Genomic DNA, 18,248 nt, shown 5'->3' with positions numbered 1-18,248 from the left:
CCTCAGCAGCAAGCCAGTTCAAAATCGAGACGTTCTGGCACGGTGCCATTCTCACTATCCAGCGGCATAAAGCGAATCGCGAAACGGCTTTTATGCCCGGAAATCTGCGGATAGAGCTGATCGCTGAGCGACAGGTTCAGGCGCAGCAGATCGGCATCGTCGCCATTATCCTGGTAGAAACCGTTAAGGCTGGTTTGCTTACGAAACGGTGATGAGTGGCGCACGAGATCGAGGATCAGCGTCAGCGCCTGGTTCATCGGCTCCAGGCTTTCCATCCAGTTGTTCACCTGCGCATCACGCTGTTCTTGCTGCATGTGCAGCCACATGTGCAGCGTCGGCAGGTCAAAGCTGCAGCAGCCGCCCGGAATACTCAGACGTTGGCGTACCAGGGCAATCAGGCGATCTTCACGCAGAAACTGCCCCACGCGAGGTGCGGCCATCAGAACTGTGCTGCTTTGTTTCAACTGCAGACGCAGGGAGTCAATCCGGCTCTGATCGACGCCCGGGACTTCCGCCCATCCCTGCAATTTACGCTGCTGACGCTCAAGCTCTTTCAATAACTCGGTGCGGACATCACCGCGCTCAATGACATCCAGCAGATCGCCGACGTTGCGAAAAAAATGCAGTGCGGTAGCGTGATCGGCGATAGGACGGTGATGCGACATCTGCTGAACGAGAAATTCGATGCGCAACCAGGTGCGCATTTTTTCATTGAGCGGGTGCTCAAAAAGGATGTGCGTATTCATTATGGTTTTTCCTGTGCTACGGCCTGCGCGGCGTAGGTCAGATATTGGGCGTGCAGGCGGGCGACATCCGAGGCAATGCGGTCGGGTGCGCCATCATTATCAATAACATCATCTGCGACGGCAAGGCGCGCTTCACGCGTTGCCTGCGCAGCAAGAATCTGTTCAGCGTGCTCGCGGGAGACATTATCGCGCAGCATCGTTCGCTGAAGCTGTGTTTCAGGCGACACATCAATCACCAGAATACGATCCGCCTTATGCTGAAGCTGATTTTCAACGAGCAAGGGAACAACCCAGAGAACATAAGGCGATGTGGACCCGGCGATCTGGCGCTGAGTTTCCTGGTGAATCATGGGGTGCAGGAGGGCGTTGAGCCAGGCTTTTTCCGCCGGCTGTGAAAATATACGCTCGCGCAGCAGACGCCTGTTCAGCGTGCCATCGGCGTTGATCACGCTCTGTCCGAAATGCGCGGCGATAGCATGAAGACCGGGTGTATGAGGCTCTACCACCTGACGGGCAATAATATCCGCATCAATAATCGCGATACCTAAGCGAGAAAAAGCGTCAGCCACGGTGCTTTTGCCACTGCCGATACCGCCCGTTAACGCAACGATGTACCCCATTAAACCAAATCCTGGGAATTATTCATTTTTAAAATCAGCTGGTTAGAAAGTAAACTTACACTAGCGAATGGTTAACTCTGTTTACCCGCTTTTGACCAGGTAAATTTATAGGATTGTAGCGTAAAAAAAGAGAAAATCGCAGTCTTGCGGAGCAGGTATTAGTGCGTATGATAGCGTCACTGGAGTTGTGCTTTTAATATATTTGCCTCTAACCCCAGGAATCCGCACATGCGTATCGAAGAAGATCTGAAGTTAGGTTTCAAAGACGTTCTTATCCGCCCTAAACGCTCTACGCTGAAAAGCCGCTCAGACGTTGAACTCGAACGTCAATTCACCTTTAAACACTCCGGTCAGACCTGGTCTGGCGTGCCTGTGATCGCTGCCAATATGGATACCGTGGGTACCTTTGCGATGGCAACGGCGCTGGCGAAATTCGATATTCTGACTGCCGTGCACAAACACTACAGTATCGAAGAGTGGAGCGCATTTGCCGCTTCTGCATCCGATGATGTAAAGAAACACATCATGGTATCGACCGGTACATCCGATGCGGATTTCGAAAAAACCAAACAAATCCTGGTCGCGAACCCTGAGTTCAATTTTGTCTGCATCGACGTGGCGAACGGCTATTCCGAACACTTCGTGCAGTTCGTCAGCAAAGCGCGTGCGGCCTGGCCGACCAAAACCATCATCGCGGGTAACGTTGTGACCGGCGAGATGTGTGAAGAGCTGATTCTGTCCGGCGCGGATATCGTCAAAGTCGGTATCGGCCCAGGTTCAGTTTGCACCACGCGTGTGAAAACGGGTGTCGGTTATCCGCAGCTTTCCGCCGTGATCGAGTGTGCCGATGCGGCGCACGGTCTGGGCGGTCAGATCATCAGCGACGGTGGCTGCACCATGCCGGGCGATGTGGCGAAAGCCTTTGGTGGCGGCGCAGATTTCGTGATGCTGGGCGGTATGCTGGCCGGTCACGAAGAGAGCGGCGGCACGGTGGTTGAAGAAAACGGCGAGAAATTCATGCTGTTCTACGGCATGAGCTCTGAATCCGCTATGAATCGCCATGTTGGCGGCGTGGCGCAGTATCGCGCAGCCGAGGGCAAAACCGTGAAACTGGCGCTGCGCGGCCCGGTTGAGAACACCGCTCGCGATGTTCTGGGTGGCCTGCGTTCTGCATGCACCTACGTCGGCGCATCGCGCCTGAAAGAGCTGACTAAACGTACGACGTTTATCCGCGTTCAGGAACAGGAAAACCGCGTTTTCAATAGCCTGTAATCGCTCTCCCGCTGGCGCACCCGTGCGCCAGCGTTATCCCGCACTCATCGCATCCCCCAAATGGAAAATCGGCAGATACATCGCCACCACCAGCGTTCCGATAATCACACCTGTCACAATTAACAGCAGCGGCTCTAACAGCGACGCCAGATTATCCGCGTGCTGAAATGTCTGCTCATTATGATGACGCGCCAGATTCGCGAGCATCGTGTCCAGCGCACCGGAAACCTCCCCTGTTCGGACCAGTTGAATACACAATGGCGTGAAGATCCTCGCCTCACTCAGAGATGACCAGATGGGGGCACCTTGCACTACGCGCTCCCTGATATCCCGCAGCACCTCTTTCCAGAACAGGCCCTCGACGGATTCCTGTGCACTCTCTAGTCCTTGTAAAAAGGCGATACCCGCCTGCTGCGTCAGGGAGAGGACGGTGTAGATTTGACTCAATTTCTGCCCGCGGACAAGCGCCCCCATGACTGGCAAACTCAATACCCTGCGCTGGCTAAAGCGCTGCCATCCCGCATGTTGCCGCACGCTGCGTAGTGCGATGAATGGAAAGAGCATGACGAAAACCAGCCCAATAATGTGCTGACGAATAAAATCCGCAAACTCCATCACCCAGCGCGTCAGCAGCGGAAGAGGCGTATTAAAGGTTTTATAGATACCCGCAAATTCCGGTAATACGAGTGTGACCATCGTCAGCACCACGACAGCGGCCAGGGTCAGGATGATCGCCGGGTAACGCAGGGCTTTTTTCACCTTCGCACTCAGTTGCTGCTGAGATTTTTGCTGCTGCGCCAGCTGGCGGCAGCACTCTTCCAGTTTTCCGGTCAGCTCTCCGGTTTTCATCATTGAGACATACAGCGGAGAAAAAACCTCTGGCCATTTTTTCAGGGCATCGGAGAACGCGCAGCCTGCGCTGAGATCTTCCGCAAGACTCGACAGTAGCGCCTGCCATTGCTTGACAGGATGTTGCTCGGCCAGCATTTGCAGGCTGTAAGCGAGCGTGAGCCCTGCCTGAAGCAGGGCGGCAAGCTGGCGGAAAAGCTCATAGCAGTGCTGCGGCTGCCATTTCGGGAGCATCAGACTGCGCGAGAGTGCCAGCGGACAGAGTGCTTTACCGGACAACAGACTCAAGGCCGCCTCCCGATCGACTGCCCAAAGGGTGCCCTGCTGGAGCTCTCCCTCTAACGTCAAAGCCCGCCAGCGCCAGAGATGGTTAGCAGCCATCCGGTAGCCCCAGCACGCGAACGATCTCCTCCATGGTGGTATGACCTTGCTCAACGGTCAGGCAGCCGTGTTCAAAGAGCGTGGTCATCCCGGTGCGCCGTGCAGTGTGGTCAATTTGTTCAATCGACGCGCCGCTGGCAATGGCCTGGCGGATGTCGCTGTTCACCGAGAGCACTTCAAACAGGGCGACGCGGCCATAAAAGCCGTGATAACAGCGATCGCATCCTGCCGGCTGCCAGTGAGGAAGCTCACGCGGCCAGACAGTCTCTGGAAGCGTTATCCTTTGGTCAGTCTCTTTTCGGCAGTGCGGGCACAGGCGGCGGACCAACCTCTGGGCAATCACCAGCGTCAGGGCTGAGGAGACCATCCAGCGGGCTACGCCCATCTGCTGTAAGCGGATCAGCGTTTCGGTGGTGGAGTTGGTATGCAACGTTGAGAGCACCAGATGCCCGGTCTGCGCAGCGTTGATGGCGATCTCAGCCGTTTCACCATCGCGGATCTCGCCCACCATGATGATGTCCGGATCCTGGCGCAAAAGTGCCCGAAGCACGCTTTGAAAGGACAGACCGGCGCGCGGGTTGATCTGCGTCTGATTCAGCCCGGCAAGGGGGATTTCAATCGGATCTTCGACGCTGCAAATATTCACGTCCTGATCGTTACGGGCCTGCAGCGCGCTATAGAGCGTGACGGTTTTCCCGCTGCCGGTCGGGCCGGTCACCAGTAAAAGCCCCTGCGGCTGATGAAGCGCATCGGCAAACAGTGCGCGCTGGGCCTCCGTCATGCCTAAGGCATCCAGTTCCAGCGCCTGTTGCACCTGGTGCAGTAAGCGCAGAACGATTTTTTCGCCTCCTCGGCAGGGGAGCGTTGCGATACGAAACGAGACGGAGTTGCCCGCCAGTTCAACGGTAAACTGCCCGTCCTGCGGCAAACGGCGCTCGGCGATATCCAGCTCCCCCAATACCTTCAGGCGGGCGATCAGCGTGGTCGCCACCGCAGCCGTTAAGGGCGGCTGCGGGTACAGCACGCCGTCGATACGCAAACGGATTTGCCAGGTCTCACCCGCGGGTTCGACGTGGATATCTGAGGCGCGCTGGCTGAGGGCCTGCAAAAGCGTCCGGTTGAGAATATCGACCGCTGAACTCGTTACCAGAGTGGTGACCGGTAAAGAGGATTGGGATGACGCCTGCTGATGCTTCTCCATCCGCTCTTTCGACCAGCACTCAATATCAATCCGCTTTTGCGTGGCGAAGCGCAGGGCTTCCATCATCTGTGATGCCGGTGTGTCCACCACGGCAATGTTGATCGTCTCATCGTTGCTGCCTAATAGCAGCGCATGATGGCGCTGGCAAAGCAGAGTCAGTTGCTCTGTATTCATGGTCAGCACCTCTATTTGTTATCGAAGCGGAAAACGTCTTCGCACGCCTGTTTTAACGCGCTGTCATTAGCGATAGTGCAGTCGCGCGTCCAGCCGGTGATGCCGTCCCCGTCGCTCCAGACCGGTGCCAGCACCACTTCCAGACCGTTCAGGCTCTCCTGGCCTGTCAGTGCCACCACACCTTTGGCAACGCTCATCGCAGAGACATAGCGCGTGGTCGTTGGAGAGCGAATGCCGTTGGTTCCACCGTCGCAGGTATCGACACCGCCGTGCTCAAGTGCGCAAAGTTCAATGGCCGTGCGATAGGGGACAAAGGTTTGCAGCATATCCGTCAGCGCGGCTTTGCGCAGATAGTTCTGGTACGCAGGCACGCCGATGGCGCTGAGAATCGCGATAATGCCAATGACGACCATTAGCTCTATGAGGGTAAATCCTTGTTGTCTGTTCATGTCAGCTCCTTGAGTTTCGTGACGCCACTGTGGCAGCGCGAAGAGATAAACACGAGGAGCGAAAAAAGGATCGTGAAGGGTGGTTCAGAGGATTTTAAAGCGGTTGCATTGCTGCATTAACACTTTGCGAGGCGCGTCGTAAACGCGTGCGAAGTTCCTCCTCTCCCGTAGAAGAGGAGGAATAAACCTGTATTATTTGAAGCGCATAGAGAGGTCGAGGGCCTGGACGTGTTTGGTGAGTGCGCCAACGGAGATGAAATCCACGCCAGTTTCAGCGAACTCGCGCAGGGTTTCATGGGTGACGTTACCGGAGACTTCCAGCTGCGCCTGACCGTTGGTGCGTTTAACCGCTTCGCGCATCTGCTCTGTTTCGAAGTTATCGAGCATGATGATATCGGCCCCGGCTTTGAGCGCGGCATCGAGCTCGTCGAGGTTTTCGACTTCCACTTCGACAGGCACATCCGGATGCAGCCAGAAGGCTTTTTCCACCGCCTGACGTACGGAGCCGGAGGCGATAATGTGATTCTCTTTGATCAGGAAGGCGTCGGATAACCCCAGACGGTGGTTGGCGCCGCCGCCGCACAGCACCGCGTATTTCAGGGCGGTGCGCAGGCCTGGCAGTGTTTTACGGGTATCCAGCAGCTGGGTTTTGGTGCCTTCCAGCAGGTTAACATAGCGACGAACGGCACTCGCCACGCCGGACAAGGTCTGGACGAAGTTCAGGGCGGTGCGCTCACCCGTTAACAGTACGCGGGACGGGCCATGAAGTTCAAAAAGAGGCTGACTGGCGCTGATGCTGTCGCCATCCTGAACGTGCCAGGTTATCTGTACGTCATCGCCGGCGAGCTGGGTAAAGACCTCTTCGACCCAGCGTTTTCCGCAGAACACGCCGTCTTCGCGGGTGATGATCACCGCGTGCGAGCGCGTCTCTTTAGGCAATAATTGTGCGGTAATATCGTTGTCCGCATTGACCTCGCCGCCCAGATCTTCACGCAGTGCGTGGGCGACGCTCGCCGGGATATCGAGGTTAATACGTTCCAGAAGCGCTTCACGTCGGTGGTCGGGGTTGTAACGGCGAGTCGGCATGATAAAACTCCAAATTGGTAACGAATCATAAGATTGAAACATGCTACTCTGAACCGAGAATCTGCACCATATATAAGGAGAGCCAGCATGCAGTTACAAGACGGATGGCTGGTGGATGCGCGGCACGTACCGTCGCCGCACCATGATTGCCGCCCGGAGGATGAAACGCCCTCACTGCTGGTGGTCCACAATATTAGCCTGCCACCGGGTGAATTTGGCGGTCCGTGGATCGACGCATTATTCACCGGAACAATCGATCCCAACGCCCATCCCTTTTTTGCGGAAATTGCGCACCTGCGCGTTTCTGCCCATTGTCTGATTCGCCGCGACGGTGAGATCGTCCAGTATGTTCCTTTCGATAAACGCGCGTGGCACGCCGGTGTCTCGGTATATCAGGGGCGTGAACGCTGTAACGATTTTTCGATTGGTATTGAGCTGGAAGGCACAGATACTACGCCGTACACCGACGCGCAGTACCAGGCGCTGGTGGCGGTGACGCGTGAGTTGACCGCGGTGTACCCAAAAATTGCTGACAACATCACCGGGCATAGCGATATTGCGCCAGTGAGAAAAACCGATCCAGGCCCGGCGTTTGACTGGTCCCGGTTTCGCGCCATGCTAACCGCTTCGTCAGATAAGGAGATGACATGACGTTGTTTACCATGCTGCTGGTGATGATCGCTGAACGGTTGTTTAAACTGGGCGAGCACTGGCATTTGGATCACCGGATGGAAGTGGTCTTCCGTCGGATTAAACATTTCTCGATGCTGCGCACTCTCCTGATGACCGCCGTGGTGATGGGCGTGGTGTTCCTGCTGCTGCGTGCGCTGCATGGCCTGTTTTTCAACGTGCCGCTGCTGGTGGTGTGGATCCTGCTGGGGGTGCTGTGCATCGGTGCGGGAAAGGTACGGTTGCACTACCATGCCTATCTGAAAGCCGCATCCCGCGACGATAGCCACGCGCGCGGCGCGATGGCGAGCGAGCTGACGCTGATCCACGGCGTTCCGCCGGACTGCAACGAGCGCGATTATCTGCGCGAGCTGCAAAACGCGCTGCTGTGGATTAACTTCCGCTATTACCTCGCGCCGCTATTCTGGTTTGTGGTGGGCGGCCCACTGGGGCCGGTGTTCCTGATGGGCTACGCTTTCTTACGCGCCTGGCAGACCTGGCTGGCGCGCTATCTGACGCCGCACGAACGTCTGCTGTCAGGCATCGACGCGATTTTACACGTGCTGGACTGGCTGCCGGTGCGCCTGGTTGGCGTGGTGTATGCCCTGATTGGTCACGGCGAGAAGGCGCTACCGGCGTGGTTTGCTTCCCTGGCGGATAGGCACACTTCGCAGTATCAGGTGCTGACGCGTCTGGCGCAGTTCTCACTGGCACGCGAGCCGCATACGGACAAAGTCGAAACCCCGAAAGCGGCGGTGTCGATGGCGAAGAAAACCTCTTTTGTGATTGTAGTTCTGGTAGCGTTGCTGACGATTTACGGCACGCTGGTGTAAGCCAGCGCACCGCATTCCTCAATATGTATCTGCAGGCGGGATGCCAAAATCGGGCATCCCGTTTTCTTTCCAGCGCACGACTTTCAGGCGGGTGTGACGGTTCGGATCGTACAGCGGGTCGCCCTCGATTTCGGTGTAATTGCGCGCGTGATACACCAGCACATCTTCCCCGTCCGGCGTCTGCGTAAAGCTGTTATGCCCCGGCCCATACTGACGATTTTCATAGCTGGTGGTAAACACTGGGCGCGGTGATTTATGCCAGTTGGCCGCGACGCGCGGATCGGCGCTTTTATCAATCCACAGCAGCCCCATACAGTAGTTCTCATCCGTCGCGCTGGCGGAGTAGCTGATAAACAGCCTGTCGCCGTGCTCCAGCACTGCCGGGCCTTCGTTGACCCAGAACCCGCGGCACTCCCAGTCATACTCCGGTTTGCTGAGCATCACTGGCTCGCCTTTAAGCGTCCACGGGTTTTCCATTTCACACAGATAGAGATTCGAGTTGCCTGAGATATCCGGCGCTTTTTGCGCCCACAGATACCAGCGCTTACCCTGATGAACGAAAGTGGTGGCATCGAGCGCAAAAGTATCGAACGGCGTGACGATTTGCCCTTTCTCGACCCATTTCCCGCTTAGCGGATCGCTGTCGGCACACTCCAGGGCGAACATCCGGTGCTGGAACATATTCAGCCCATCGAGCGCTTGAGTGTGCGCGGCGGCAAAGTAAATGATCCATTTGCCGTCGATGTGATGCAGTTCCGGTGCCCAGATCAGTTCGCTCATCGGGCCGGCCTCGGGTTTTCGCCAGACCACCACCTCTTCGGCGCTGCGCAACCCCTCCAGCGAATCGGCGCGGCGGATCGCCAGCCTGTCGTACTCGGGCACTGAGGCGATGAAGTAATACAGCCCTTCGTGATGCAGAATAAACGGGTCGGCACGTTGTTCGATAAAGGGATTGGGCCAGTCACGCATTGGGCTTTCCTTATTTGGTTTCAGCGGCTTTGAGTTCCTGATAGTCATTCAGCTCGCGATAGTTCATGCGGCGTTTCTCCAGGTCTTCCTGAATCTGTTTCATCAGGTCACGGTCTACTTTCAGCAGACGCACCACACCTGCGGTAATCAAATAGCCAACGCCCGGTATGATGGTAAACAGCAGGACGATGCCGTTGATGGCGTCGGCGCTTTGCGCCTTAGCACCCGCGTCGTAGCCGTACCAGGAGAGCAGGAATCCGACCATCGCCCCGGCGATCGCCAGCCCCAGTTTGAGGAAGAAAATGTTGCCGGAGAAGCTGATCCCGGTGATGCGCTTCCCGGTTTTCCACTCGCCGTAGTCGTCCACGTCGGCCATCAGGGACCAGTGCAGCGGGGACGGGATCTGATGCAGGACGTTGAGCAGGAAGTAGAGCACCACGATGGTGGTGGTGGCTTTCGGGTCGAAGAAGTAGAACGCGCTGGAGAAAATGGCCAGCGCGATGTTGGTCCAGAAGAACACTTTCAGCTTGCACCAGCGGTCGGTCAGGGTTTTAGCGAGAATGCTGCCGAGCATCATGCCCACCACGCCGAGGCTGATAAACAGGGTGGCGAAATGGGTGCTTTGCCCCATCACCCAGGTGACGTAGTACATAGTCGCCGCCATGCGGATAAAGCCAGGGCAGACGTTGCACAGGGTCAGCAGCAGGATGCGCACCCACTGATCGTTCTTCCACACGTCTTTCAGATCGTTTTTCAGTTCATCATTGGTTTGTACCGCCGGGCGAATACGTTCCCGTACGGTTGAGAAACTAAACAGGAACATGCAGGTGCCAATCAGCGCCAGCACGGTCATCGCCATCTGGTAGCCTTTGGCTTTGTCGTCGCCACCAAAAAACTCCACCATCGGCAGCAGCGTTAACGAGAGCAGCAGCGTCGCAATCCCGACCATCACAAAGCGATACGACTGACAGGCCACACGCTCTTTTGGATCGTTGGTGATCACACCACCCAGCGAGCAGTAAGGGATGTTGATGGCGGTATAGGTGAGTGACAGCAGGAAGTAGGTGACAAACGCATAGATAACTTTGCTGTTGTAAGTCCACTCCGGCGTGGTGAACATCAGAATACTGAACAGAGCATAGGGGAACGCAATCCACAGCAACCATGGACGAAATCGGCCATATTTACTGCGGGTACGGTCAGCGATCGCGCCCATGATCGGGTCGGTGATGGCGTCAATCACGCGAACTGAGAGTAACAACACCCCGACCAGCGCGGGGGCCAGGCCGAAGATATCCGTATAAAAATAGTTAACAAACAACATAATGGCGCCAAAGATGATGTTGCATCCCGCGTCGCCCATGCCATAGCCGATCTTTTCTTTTACAGACAGTTTATTGTTATCCATCGACAGCTCTCCGAGTTTCGGTATGGAGAGAATTATTCGCTGGCGAAGGAATATATGCGTTGCAGGATAAGGGCGGTGATATGGATGAAATGGCTGTGGGTGAGAATTTGTGAGGCAGGTAACACGCTCTGTGCCGCAGTCGGGCACAGAGCGAGACGGGATTAATGCGCTTTTACGGTTTTGGCATTTTTCTGTTTGAACAGATAGCCCACGCCGAGAATCAAAATCCACACGGGGATCAGATAGACGGAGATCGCCATACCCGGTGTGATCAGCATGATGACCAGCACCGCTGCCATAAAGATCAGGCATACCCAGTTGCCCAGCGGATAGAACAGGGCAGGGAAGCGGGTTTTCACACCTTGCTTCTGCTTGGCGCGACGGAACTTAATGTGCGCCAGGCTGATCATCGCCCAGTTAATCACCAGTGCGGATACCACCAGCGCCATCAGCAGACCAAATGCCGATTCCGGTGCCAGGTAGTTGATCAGTACGCACAGGGCAGTCACCACGGCGGAGACCATAATGGAGTTCACCGGCACGCCGCGTTTATCGACGTTCAGCAGCGCTTTTGGCGCGTTGCCCTGCTGAGCCAGACCGAACAGCATACGGCTGTTGCAGTAGACGCAGCTGTTATAGACAGACAGCGCCGCCGTCAGTACCACGATGTTGAGCGCGTTAGCCACGAAGGTATCGCCCAGCTCATGGAAGATCAGCACGAACGGGCTGGTGTCAGCGGTGACGCGTGTCCACGGCAGCAGGGAGAGCAGGACCGCCAGCGAACCCACATAGAAGATCAGAATACGGTAGATAACCTGGTTGGTGGCTTTCGGGATGCTCTGCTCAGGGTTATCGGCTTCTGCGGCGGTAATCCCGACCAGCTCCAGCCCACCGAACGAGAACATAATGATCGCCATCATCATTACCAGACCGGTCATGCCGTGAGGCAGGAACCCGCCTTGCTCCCACAGGTTGCGCACGGTCGCCTGCGGGCCGCCGTTGCCGCTGAACAGCAGCCAGCCGCCGAAGATGATCATCGCCACAACCGCGATCACTTTGATAATCGCAAACCAGAACTCCATCTCACCGAACACTTTGACGTTGGTGAGGTTGATGGCGTTGATGATCACGAAGAAGGCCGCGGCCGATGCCCAGGTTGGGATCTCCGGATACCAGAACTGAATGTACTTACCGACGGCGGTCAGTTCCGCCATGGCAACCAGAACGTACAGTACCCAGTAGTTCCAGCCTGAGGCGAAACCGGCAAAGCTGCCCCAGTATTTATAGGCAAAGTGGCTGAAGGAGCCCGCTACTGGCTCTTCAACCACCATTTCGCCGAGCTGGCGCATAATAAGGAAGGCAATAAAGCCCGCGATGGCGTAACCCAGAATAATCCCCGGACCTGCCGACTGAATGACGGATGCGCTGCCCAGAAACAGGCCGGTACCGATAGCGCCACCCAACGCGATGAGCTGTATATGGCGGTTTTTAAGGCCGCGCTTTAGCTGATCGCCATGCTGTTGAGCTTCCATTTGAAACCTCGTGTGTGGTTGTTATGTTCACGCTCGGGCGTGTGTAATTATGAAAGTCCATTTTCTGTATTTTTTTCTTTACGGTGAAGTTGACCGAAAAAAGCGGGGGTGACTTCCGTTGACGCCAGAATAGTGGTAAGCGGACCCGAATGCACCTGCTTTATGAAGGGATGTCGATCGCTTGAATAAAAAGAAAGCATTTGTAAATACGTCCGCTTCACTCCCGTAACCCATCTATAGAATAAAAATGCTCCATAAGTGGGCGAATTTTCATTATTTACCTTGTTGAATCGCTTCAGATTGCAAATCCCCTCGTTTCAATAAGGTTAAAACACCCTCTTTAGTGGTAACCAGTTCATTTGTGCAAAGTTACATTTCTGAAACGTTATTTCTGTAAGGTTGTTAAAATGTGCAGGGTTTACTGATTTCAATCAAAACCAATATGGACAGAAGGTGAATACTTTGTTACTTTAGCGATACGAACATGAAATTGGTAAGACCAATTGACTCCGGGCAAAAAGGCGTAAGACAGGGAATATGGCCTACAGCAAAATTCGCCAACCAAAACTATCGGATGTGATAGAGCAGCAGCTGGAGTTTTTAATCCTCGAAGGGACTCTGCGCCCCGGTGAAAAACTCCCGCCTGAACGCGAACTGGCTAAACAGTTCGACGTTTCCCGTCCCTCTCTGCGTGAGGCGATTCAACGTCTCGAAGCGAAGGGCTTGCTGCTTCGTCGTCAGGGCGGCGGAACTTTTGTGCAAAACAGCCTGTGGCAGAGCTTCAGCGATCCGCTGGTAGAGCTTCTTTCTGACCACCCAGAATCCCAGTTTGACCTGCTTGAAACCCGTCACGCGCTTGAAGGTATCGCGGCTTATTACGCGGCCCTGCGCAGCAATGATGAAGATCGTGAACGTATTCGCGAGCTTCATCAGGCCATTGAACGGGCCCAGCAGTCAGGCGATCTCGACGCTGAGTCCGATGCCGTCGTCCAGTATCAAATTGCCGTCACCGAAGCGGCGCACAATGTGGTGCTGCTCCATCTGCTACGCTGCATGGAGCCGATGCTGGCCCAGAATGTTCGACAAAATTTTGAATTGTTGTACGCCCGCCGGGAAATGCTCCCGTTGGTCAGCAACCATCGCACCCGAGTTTTCGAGGCGATAATGGCCGGGGAACCGGAGCAGGCGCGTGAAGCGTCTCACCGTCACCTGGCTTTCATTGAGGAAATCTTGCTGGACCGCAGCCGTGAACAGAGTCGTCGAGAACGTTCACTGCGCCGCATACAGCAACGAAAGGATTAAGCGCCTGGCATTTTTAGAGCGCGGCAACTAAACGCAGAACCTGTCTTATTGTGTTCTTTGTTGAGAGCACAATGGGACAGGTTCCAGACAAATCAACGTATTAGATAGATAAGGAATACCCCCATGTCAGAACGTCTCCAAAATGACGTGGATCCGATCGAAACTCGCGACTGGCTACAGGCGATCGAATCGGTCATCCGTGAAGAAGGTGTTGAGCGCGCTCAGTATCTGATTGATCAGCTGCTTTCAGAAGCCCGTAAAGGTGGCGTGAAAGTAGCCTCAGGTGCAGGGGCTAGCAACTACGTAAACACGATTGCCGTCGAAGACGAACCGGAATACCCGGGCAATCTGGATCTGGAACGTCGTATCCGTTCTGCAATTCGCTGGAACGCGATCATGACCGTTCTGCGCGCATCCAAGAAAGACCTGGAGCTGGGCGGCCACATGGCTTCCTTCCAGTCTTCTGCGACCGTATACGAAGTGTGCTTCAACCACTTCTTCCGCGCACGCACCGAGAAAGACGGCGGCGACCTGGTGTACTTCCAGGGCCACATCTCTCCGGGCGTATACGCACGTGCGTTCCTGGAAGGTCGTCTGACTGAAGAGCAGATGAACAACTTCCGTCAGGAAGTTCACGGTAAAGGTCTCTCCTCTTACCCGCACCCTAAACTGATGCCTGAATTCTGGCAGTTCCCGACCGTATCTATGGGTCTGGGTCCAATCGGTGCTATTTACCAGGCTAAATTCCTGAAATATCTGGAACACCGTGGCCTGAAAGATACCTCCCAGCAGACCGTTTACGCCTTCCTCGGTGACGGCGAGATGGATGAGCCAGAATCTAAAGGTGCGATCACCATCGCCACCCGTGAGAAACTGGACAACCTGTGCTTCATCATCAACTGTAACCTGCAGCGTCTGGATGGTCCGGTAACCGGCAACGGCAAGATCATCAACGAACTGGAAGGCATCTTCAGCGGTGCTGGCTGGAACGTGGTTAAAGTGATGTGGGGCGGTCGTTGGGATGAGCTGCTGCGTAAAGACACCAGCGGTAAACTGATCCAGCTGATGAACGAAACCGTTGACGGCGACTATCAGACCTTCAAATCCAAAAACGGTGCTTACGTTCGTGAACACTTCTTCGGTAAATACCCTGAAACCGCAGCGCTGGTTGCAGACTGGTCTGACGATCAGATCTGGGCTCTGAACCGTGGCGGCCACGATCCGAAGAAAGTCTACGCAGCACTGAAAAACGCACAAGACACCAAAGGCAAAGCAACAGTTATCCTGGCACATACCATCAAAGGTTATGGCATGGGTGACACCGCCGAAGGTAAAAACATTGCTCACCAGGTGAAGAAAATGAACATGGACGGCGTGCGTTATATCCGCGACCGTTTCAACGTTCCTGTCACCGACGAGCAGGTTGAAAACCTCTCTTACATCACCTTCCCGGAAGGCTCTGAAGAACACACGTACCTGCACGCACAGCGTCAGAAACTGAACGGCTACCTGCCGTCCCGTCAGGTGAACTTCACTGAGAAACTGGAACTGCCGGTTCTGGAAGACTTCTCCCAGCTGCTGGAAGAGCAGAACAAAGAGATCTCTACCACTATCGCTTTCGTTCGTGCCCTGAACGTGATGCTGAAAAACAAGTCGATCAAAGATCGTCTGGTTCCAATCATCGCCGATGAAGCGCGTACCTTCGGTATGGAAGGTCTGTTCCGTCAGATCGGTATTTACAGCCCGAACGGCCAGCAGTACACCCCGCAGGACCGTGAGCAGGTTGCTTACTACAAAGAAGACGAGAAAGGCCAGATTCTGCAGGAAGGGATCAACGAGCTGGGCGCAGGCGCATCCTGGCTGGCTGCTGCGACCTCTTACAGCACCAACAACCTGCCGATGATTCCGTTCTACATCTACTACTCGATGTTCGGTTTCCAGCGTATCGGTGACCTGTGCTGGCAGGCTGGCGACCAACAGGCTCGCGGCTTCCTGGTCGGTGGTACTTCCGGTCGTACAACCCTGAACGGTGAAGGTCTGCAGCACGAAGATGGTCACAGCCACATTCAGTCTCTGACTATCCCGAACTGTATCTCTTATGACCCGTCTTACGCGTACGAAGTGGCAGTCATCATGCATGACGGTCTGGTACGTATGTACGGTGAAGCGCAAGAGAACGTTTACTACTACATCACCACTCTGAACGAAAACTACCACATGCCGGCTATGCCAGCAGGTGCCGAGGAAGGTATCCGTAAAGGTATCTACAAACTCGAAACCATCGCGGGTAGCAAAGGTAAAGTTCAGCTGCTGGGCTCCGGTTCTATCCTGCGTCACGTTCGTGAAGCAGCGCAGATCCTGGCGAACGACTACGGCGTTGGCTCCGACGTGTACAGCGTGACCTCCTTCACGGAACTGGCGCGTGATGGCCAGGATTGTGAGCGCTGGAACATGCTGCACCCGATGGAAACTCCACGCGTACCGTACATCGCTCAGGTGATGAACGACGCACCGGCAGTGGCATCGACTGACTATATGAAACTGTTCGCCGAGCAGGTTCGTACTTACGTACCGGCTGATGATTACCGCGTACTGGGTACCGACGGCTTCGGTCGCTCTGACAGCCGCGAAAACCTGCGTCACCACTTCGAAGTTGACTCTTCTTATGTGGTCGTAGCAGCGCTGGGCGAACTGGCTAAACGTGGCGAAATCGATAAGAAAGTGGTTGCGGAAGCAATTACCAAATTCAACATCGATGCAGATAAAGTTAACCCGCGTCTGGCGTAAGAGGTAAAAGAATAATGGCTATCGAAATCAATGTACCGGACATCGGGGCTGATGAAGTTGAAATCACCGAGATCCTGGTCAAAGTAGGCGACAAAGTTGAAGCTGAACAGTCGCTGATCACCGTAGAAGGCGACAAAGCCTCTATGGAAGTCCCGTCTCCTCAGGCTGGCATCGTTAAAGAGATCAAAGTCTCTGTTGGCGACAAAACCGAGACTGGCAAACTGATCATGATTTTCGATTCCGCCGACGGTGCAGCAGCTGCTGCACCTGCGCAGGAAGAGAAGAAAGAAGCAGCGGCTCCGGCAGCTGCACCAGCAGCTGCGGCTGCAAAAGACGTCAACGTGCCAGACATCGGCGGTGACGAAGTCGAAGTGACTGAGATCATGGTGAAAGTGGGCGACACCGTTGCCGCTGAACAATCCCTGATCACCGTAGAAGGCGACAAAGCCTCTATGGAAGTCCCGGCTCCGTTCGCGGGCGTCGTTAAAGAGATCAAAATCAACACCGGCGACAAAGTGTCTACCGGCTCCCTGATTATGGTCTTCGAAGTGGCGGGTGCTGCACCTGCTGCGGCTCCAGCACAGGCAGCTGCTCCGGCGGCCGCGGCTGCACCAGCAGCCTCTGGCGCGAAAGACGTTAACGTTCCGGATATCGGCGGTGACGAAGTTGAAGTGACTGAAGTGATGGTGAAAGTGGGCGACAAAGTTGCCGCTGAGCAGTCACTGATCACCGTAGAAGGCGACAAAGCCTCTATGGAAGTCCCGGCTCCGTTCGCAGGTACCGTGAAAGATATTAAAATCAGCACCGGTGACAAAGTGTCCACCGGCTCTCTGATCATGGTCTTCGAAGTGGAAGGCGCTGCGCCTGCCGCGGCTCCGGCTGCTGCTCCAGCACCTGCTGCTGCCGCTCCGGCCCCTGCTGCAAAAGCAGCGGCACCGGCTGCGAAAGCCGAAGGCAAATCTGAGTTTGCTGAGAACGACGCGTACGTTCACGCCACCCCACTGATTCGTCGCCTGGCGCGCGAATTCGGTGTGAATCTGGCGAAAGTGAAAGGGACAGGCCGTAAGGGTCGTATCCTGCGCGAAGACGTTCAGACTTACGTGAAAGAAGCGGTGAAACGCGCTGAAGCGGCACCAACTGCTGCTACCGGCGGCGGTATCCCGGGCATGCTGCCATGGCCGAAAGTGGACTTCAGCAAGTTTGGTGAAATCGAAGAAGTGGAACTGGGCCGTATCCAGAAAATCTCTGGTGCCAACCTGAGCCGTAACTGGGTGATGATCCCGCACGTTACGCACTTCGACAAAACCGATATCACCGATCTGGAAGCGTTCCGTAAACAGCAGAACGCCGAAGCTGAGAAACGTAAACTGGACGTGAAATTCACCCCAGTGGTCTTCATCATGAAAGCGGTTGCGGCAGCCCTTGAGCAGATGCCACGTTTCAACAGCTCTCTGTCTGAAGATGCACAGCGTCTGACGCTGAAGAAATACATCAACATTGGTGTTGCGGTTGATACGCCAAATGGTCTGGTTGTTCCGGTCTTCAAAGACGTGAACAAGAAGAGCATCACTGAGCTGTCCCGTGAACTGACGGTAATTTCCAAGAAAGCGCGTGATGGTAAGCTGACAGCCGGCGAAATGCAGGGCGGTTGCTTCACTATCTCCAGCATCGGCGGCCTGGGTACCACCCACTTCGCGCCGATTGTTAACGCGCCGGAAGTGGCGATCCTCGGTGTGTCCAAGTCCGCGATGGAACCGGTGTGGAATGGTAAAGAGTTTGTGCCGCGTCTGATGATGCCAATCTCTCTCTCCTTCGACCACCGCGTGATCGACGGTGCTGATGGTGCTCGCTTCATTACCATCATCAACAACACCCTGAGCGATATTCGCCGCCTGGTGATGTAATCGCAAAAGCCGGCCAGTCGGCCGGCTTTTTGTCTTGTAATCTCATGATAATTGTGAGGTTATGGG

General features: G+C 55.3%; 15 protein-coding genes. 6 read left to right on the top strand and 9 right to left on the bottom strand.

What is annotated here, in order from left to right; all coding sequences use genetic code 11:
- Positions 1-2: 2 nt before the first annotated feature.
- Both zapD and coaE read right to left on the bottom strand, forming a co-directional pair.
- Positions 3-746, bottom strand: coding sequence for a cell division protein ZapD (gene zapD / locus QQF33_RS13245; protein WP_285157955.1), 744 nt, complete (start codon positions 744-746; stop codon positions 3-5).
- Complete coding sequence (gene coaE, locus QQF33_RS13240; RefSeq protein WP_285150659.1) at positions 746-1,366, bottom strand: dephospho-CoA kinase; 621 nt, start codon at positions 1,364-1,366, stop codon at positions 746-748. Before coaE ends, zapD begins: the two co-directional genes overlap by 1 nt.
- 228 nt (positions 1,367-1,594) lie before the next feature.
- Between coaE and QQF33_RS13235 the strand changes: the two genes are divergently transcribed.
- Positions 1,595-2,638, top strand: a complete 1,044-nt coding sequence (locus QQF33_RS13235; RefSeq protein ID WP_282491659.1) for a GMP reductase — start codon at positions 1,595-1,597, stop codon at positions 2,636-2,638.
- Between the two features lie 33 nt (positions 2,639-2,671).
- Here QQF33_RS13235 and hofC read toward each other — a convergent pair whose 3' ends face one another.
- The 4 genes from hofC to nadC all read right to left on the bottom strand — a co-directional run bounded on the left by hofC (position 2,672) and on the right by nadC (position 6,778).
- Entirely contained in the window at positions 2,672-3,868 is a 1,197-nt protein-coding gene (gene hofC, locus QQF33_RS13230; protein WP_285157954.1) for a protein transport protein HofC, read from the bottom strand.
- Complete coding sequence (gspE, locus tag QQF33_RS13225; protein ID WP_285157953.1) at positions 3,858-5,243, bottom strand: type II secretion system protein GspE; 1,386 nt, start codon at positions 5,241-5,243, stop codon at positions 3,858-3,860. The genes hofC and gspE overlap by 11 nt, the downstream gene beginning before the upstream one ends.
- Positions 5,244-5,254: 11 nt before the next feature.
- Complete coding sequence (ppdD, locus tag QQF33_RS13220) at positions 5,255-5,692, bottom strand: prepilin peptidase-dependent pilin (protein WP_282491663.1); 438 nt, start codon at positions 5,690-5,692, stop codon at positions 5,255-5,257.
- 192 nt (positions 5,693-5,884) lie between these two features.
- Positions 5,885-6,778 carry a carboxylating nicotinate-nucleotide diphosphorylase gene (gene nadC / locus QQF33_RS13215; RefSeq protein ID WP_282491664.1) on the bottom strand — a complete coding sequence of 298 codons (894 nt, stop codon included), beginning with the start codon at positions 6,776-6,778 and terminating at the stop codon, positions 5,885-5,887.
- 87 nt (positions 6,779-6,865) lie between these two features.
- On the opposite strand from nadC, the gene ampD reads away from it, so the two are divergent.
- Together ampD and ampE are read left to right on the top strand one after the other, a co-directional pair.
- The gene (gene ampD / locus QQF33_RS13210) at positions 6,866-7,429 is read left to right on the top strand and encodes a 1,6-anhydro-N-acetylmuramyl-L-alanine amidase AmpD (protein WP_285157952.1); all 564 of its coding nucleotides are present in this window, start codon (positions 6,866-6,868) and stop codon (positions 7,427-7,429) included.
- Entirely contained in the window at positions 7,426-8,280 is an 855-nt protein-coding gene (gene ampE, locus QQF33_RS13205) for a beta-lactamase regulator AmpE (RefSeq protein WP_282491666.1), read from the top strand. The genes ampD and ampE overlap by 4 nt, the downstream gene beginning before the upstream one ends.
- 18 nt (positions 8,281-8,298) lie before the next feature.
- On the opposite strand, the gene QQF33_RS13200 is transcribed toward ampE, so the two are convergent.
- From QQF33_RS13200 to aroP, 3 genes are all read right to left on the bottom strand, one after another.
- The gene (locus QQF33_RS13200) at positions 8,299-9,249 is read right to left on the bottom strand and encodes a glycoside hydrolase family 43 protein (protein WP_285157951.1); all 951 of its coding nucleotides are present in this window, start codon (positions 9,247-9,249) and stop codon (positions 8,299-8,301) included.
- Between the two features lie 10 nt (positions 9,250-9,259).
- Positions 9,260-10,657, bottom strand: a complete 1,398-nt coding sequence (locus QQF33_RS13195; RefSeq protein ID WP_285157950.1) for a glycoside-pentoside-hexuronide (GPH):cation symporter — start codon at positions 10,655-10,657, stop codon at positions 9,260-9,262.
- A gap of 161 nt (positions 10,658-10,818) precedes the next feature.
- Positions 10,819-12,189: an aromatic amino acid transporter AroP gene (gene aroP / locus QQF33_RS13190; protein WP_285145989.1), complete on the bottom strand. Its 1,371-nt coding sequence runs from the start codon at positions 12,187-12,189 to the stop codon at positions 10,819-10,821.
- Between the two features lie 537 nt (positions 12,190-12,726).
- On the opposite strand from aroP, the gene pdhR reads away from it, so the two are divergent.
- The 3 genes from pdhR (at position 12,727) to aceF (ending at position 18,182) form a co-directional block, all read left to right on the top strand.
- Positions 12,727-13,491 (top strand): pyruvate dehydrogenase complex transcriptional repressor PdhR, encoded by a 765-nt coding sequence (gene pdhR / locus QQF33_RS13185; RefSeq protein WP_103947083.1) that lies wholly within the window; start codon positions 12,727-12,729, stop codon positions 13,489-13,491.
- Positions 13,492-13,614: 123 nt separating this feature from the next.
- A complete protein-coding gene (aceE, locus tag QQF33_RS13180; RefSeq protein WP_095280796.1) occupies positions 13,615-16,278 on the top strand; it encodes a pyruvate dehydrogenase (acetyl-transferring), homodimeric type in 2,664 nt (887 codons plus the stop codon).
- A gap of 14 nt (positions 16,279-16,292) precedes the next feature.
- Positions 16,293-18,182 (top strand): pyruvate dehydrogenase complex dihydrolipoyllysine-residue acetyltransferase, encoded by a 1,890-nt coding sequence (aceF, locus tag QQF33_RS13175; protein ID WP_285157949.1) that lies wholly within the window; start codon positions 16,293-16,295, stop codon positions 18,180-18,182.
- Positions 18,183-18,248 lie beyond the last annotated feature (66 nt).

Source organism: Lelliottia wanjuensis, assembly GCF_030238365.1.
GTDB lineage: Bacteria > Pseudomonadota > Gammaproteobacteria > Enterobacterales > Enterobacteriaceae > Enterobacter > Enterobacter wanjuensis.
Note: the sequence above shows the minus strand (reverse complement) of the source record. Positions and strands in the feature narration are given on the sequence as shown.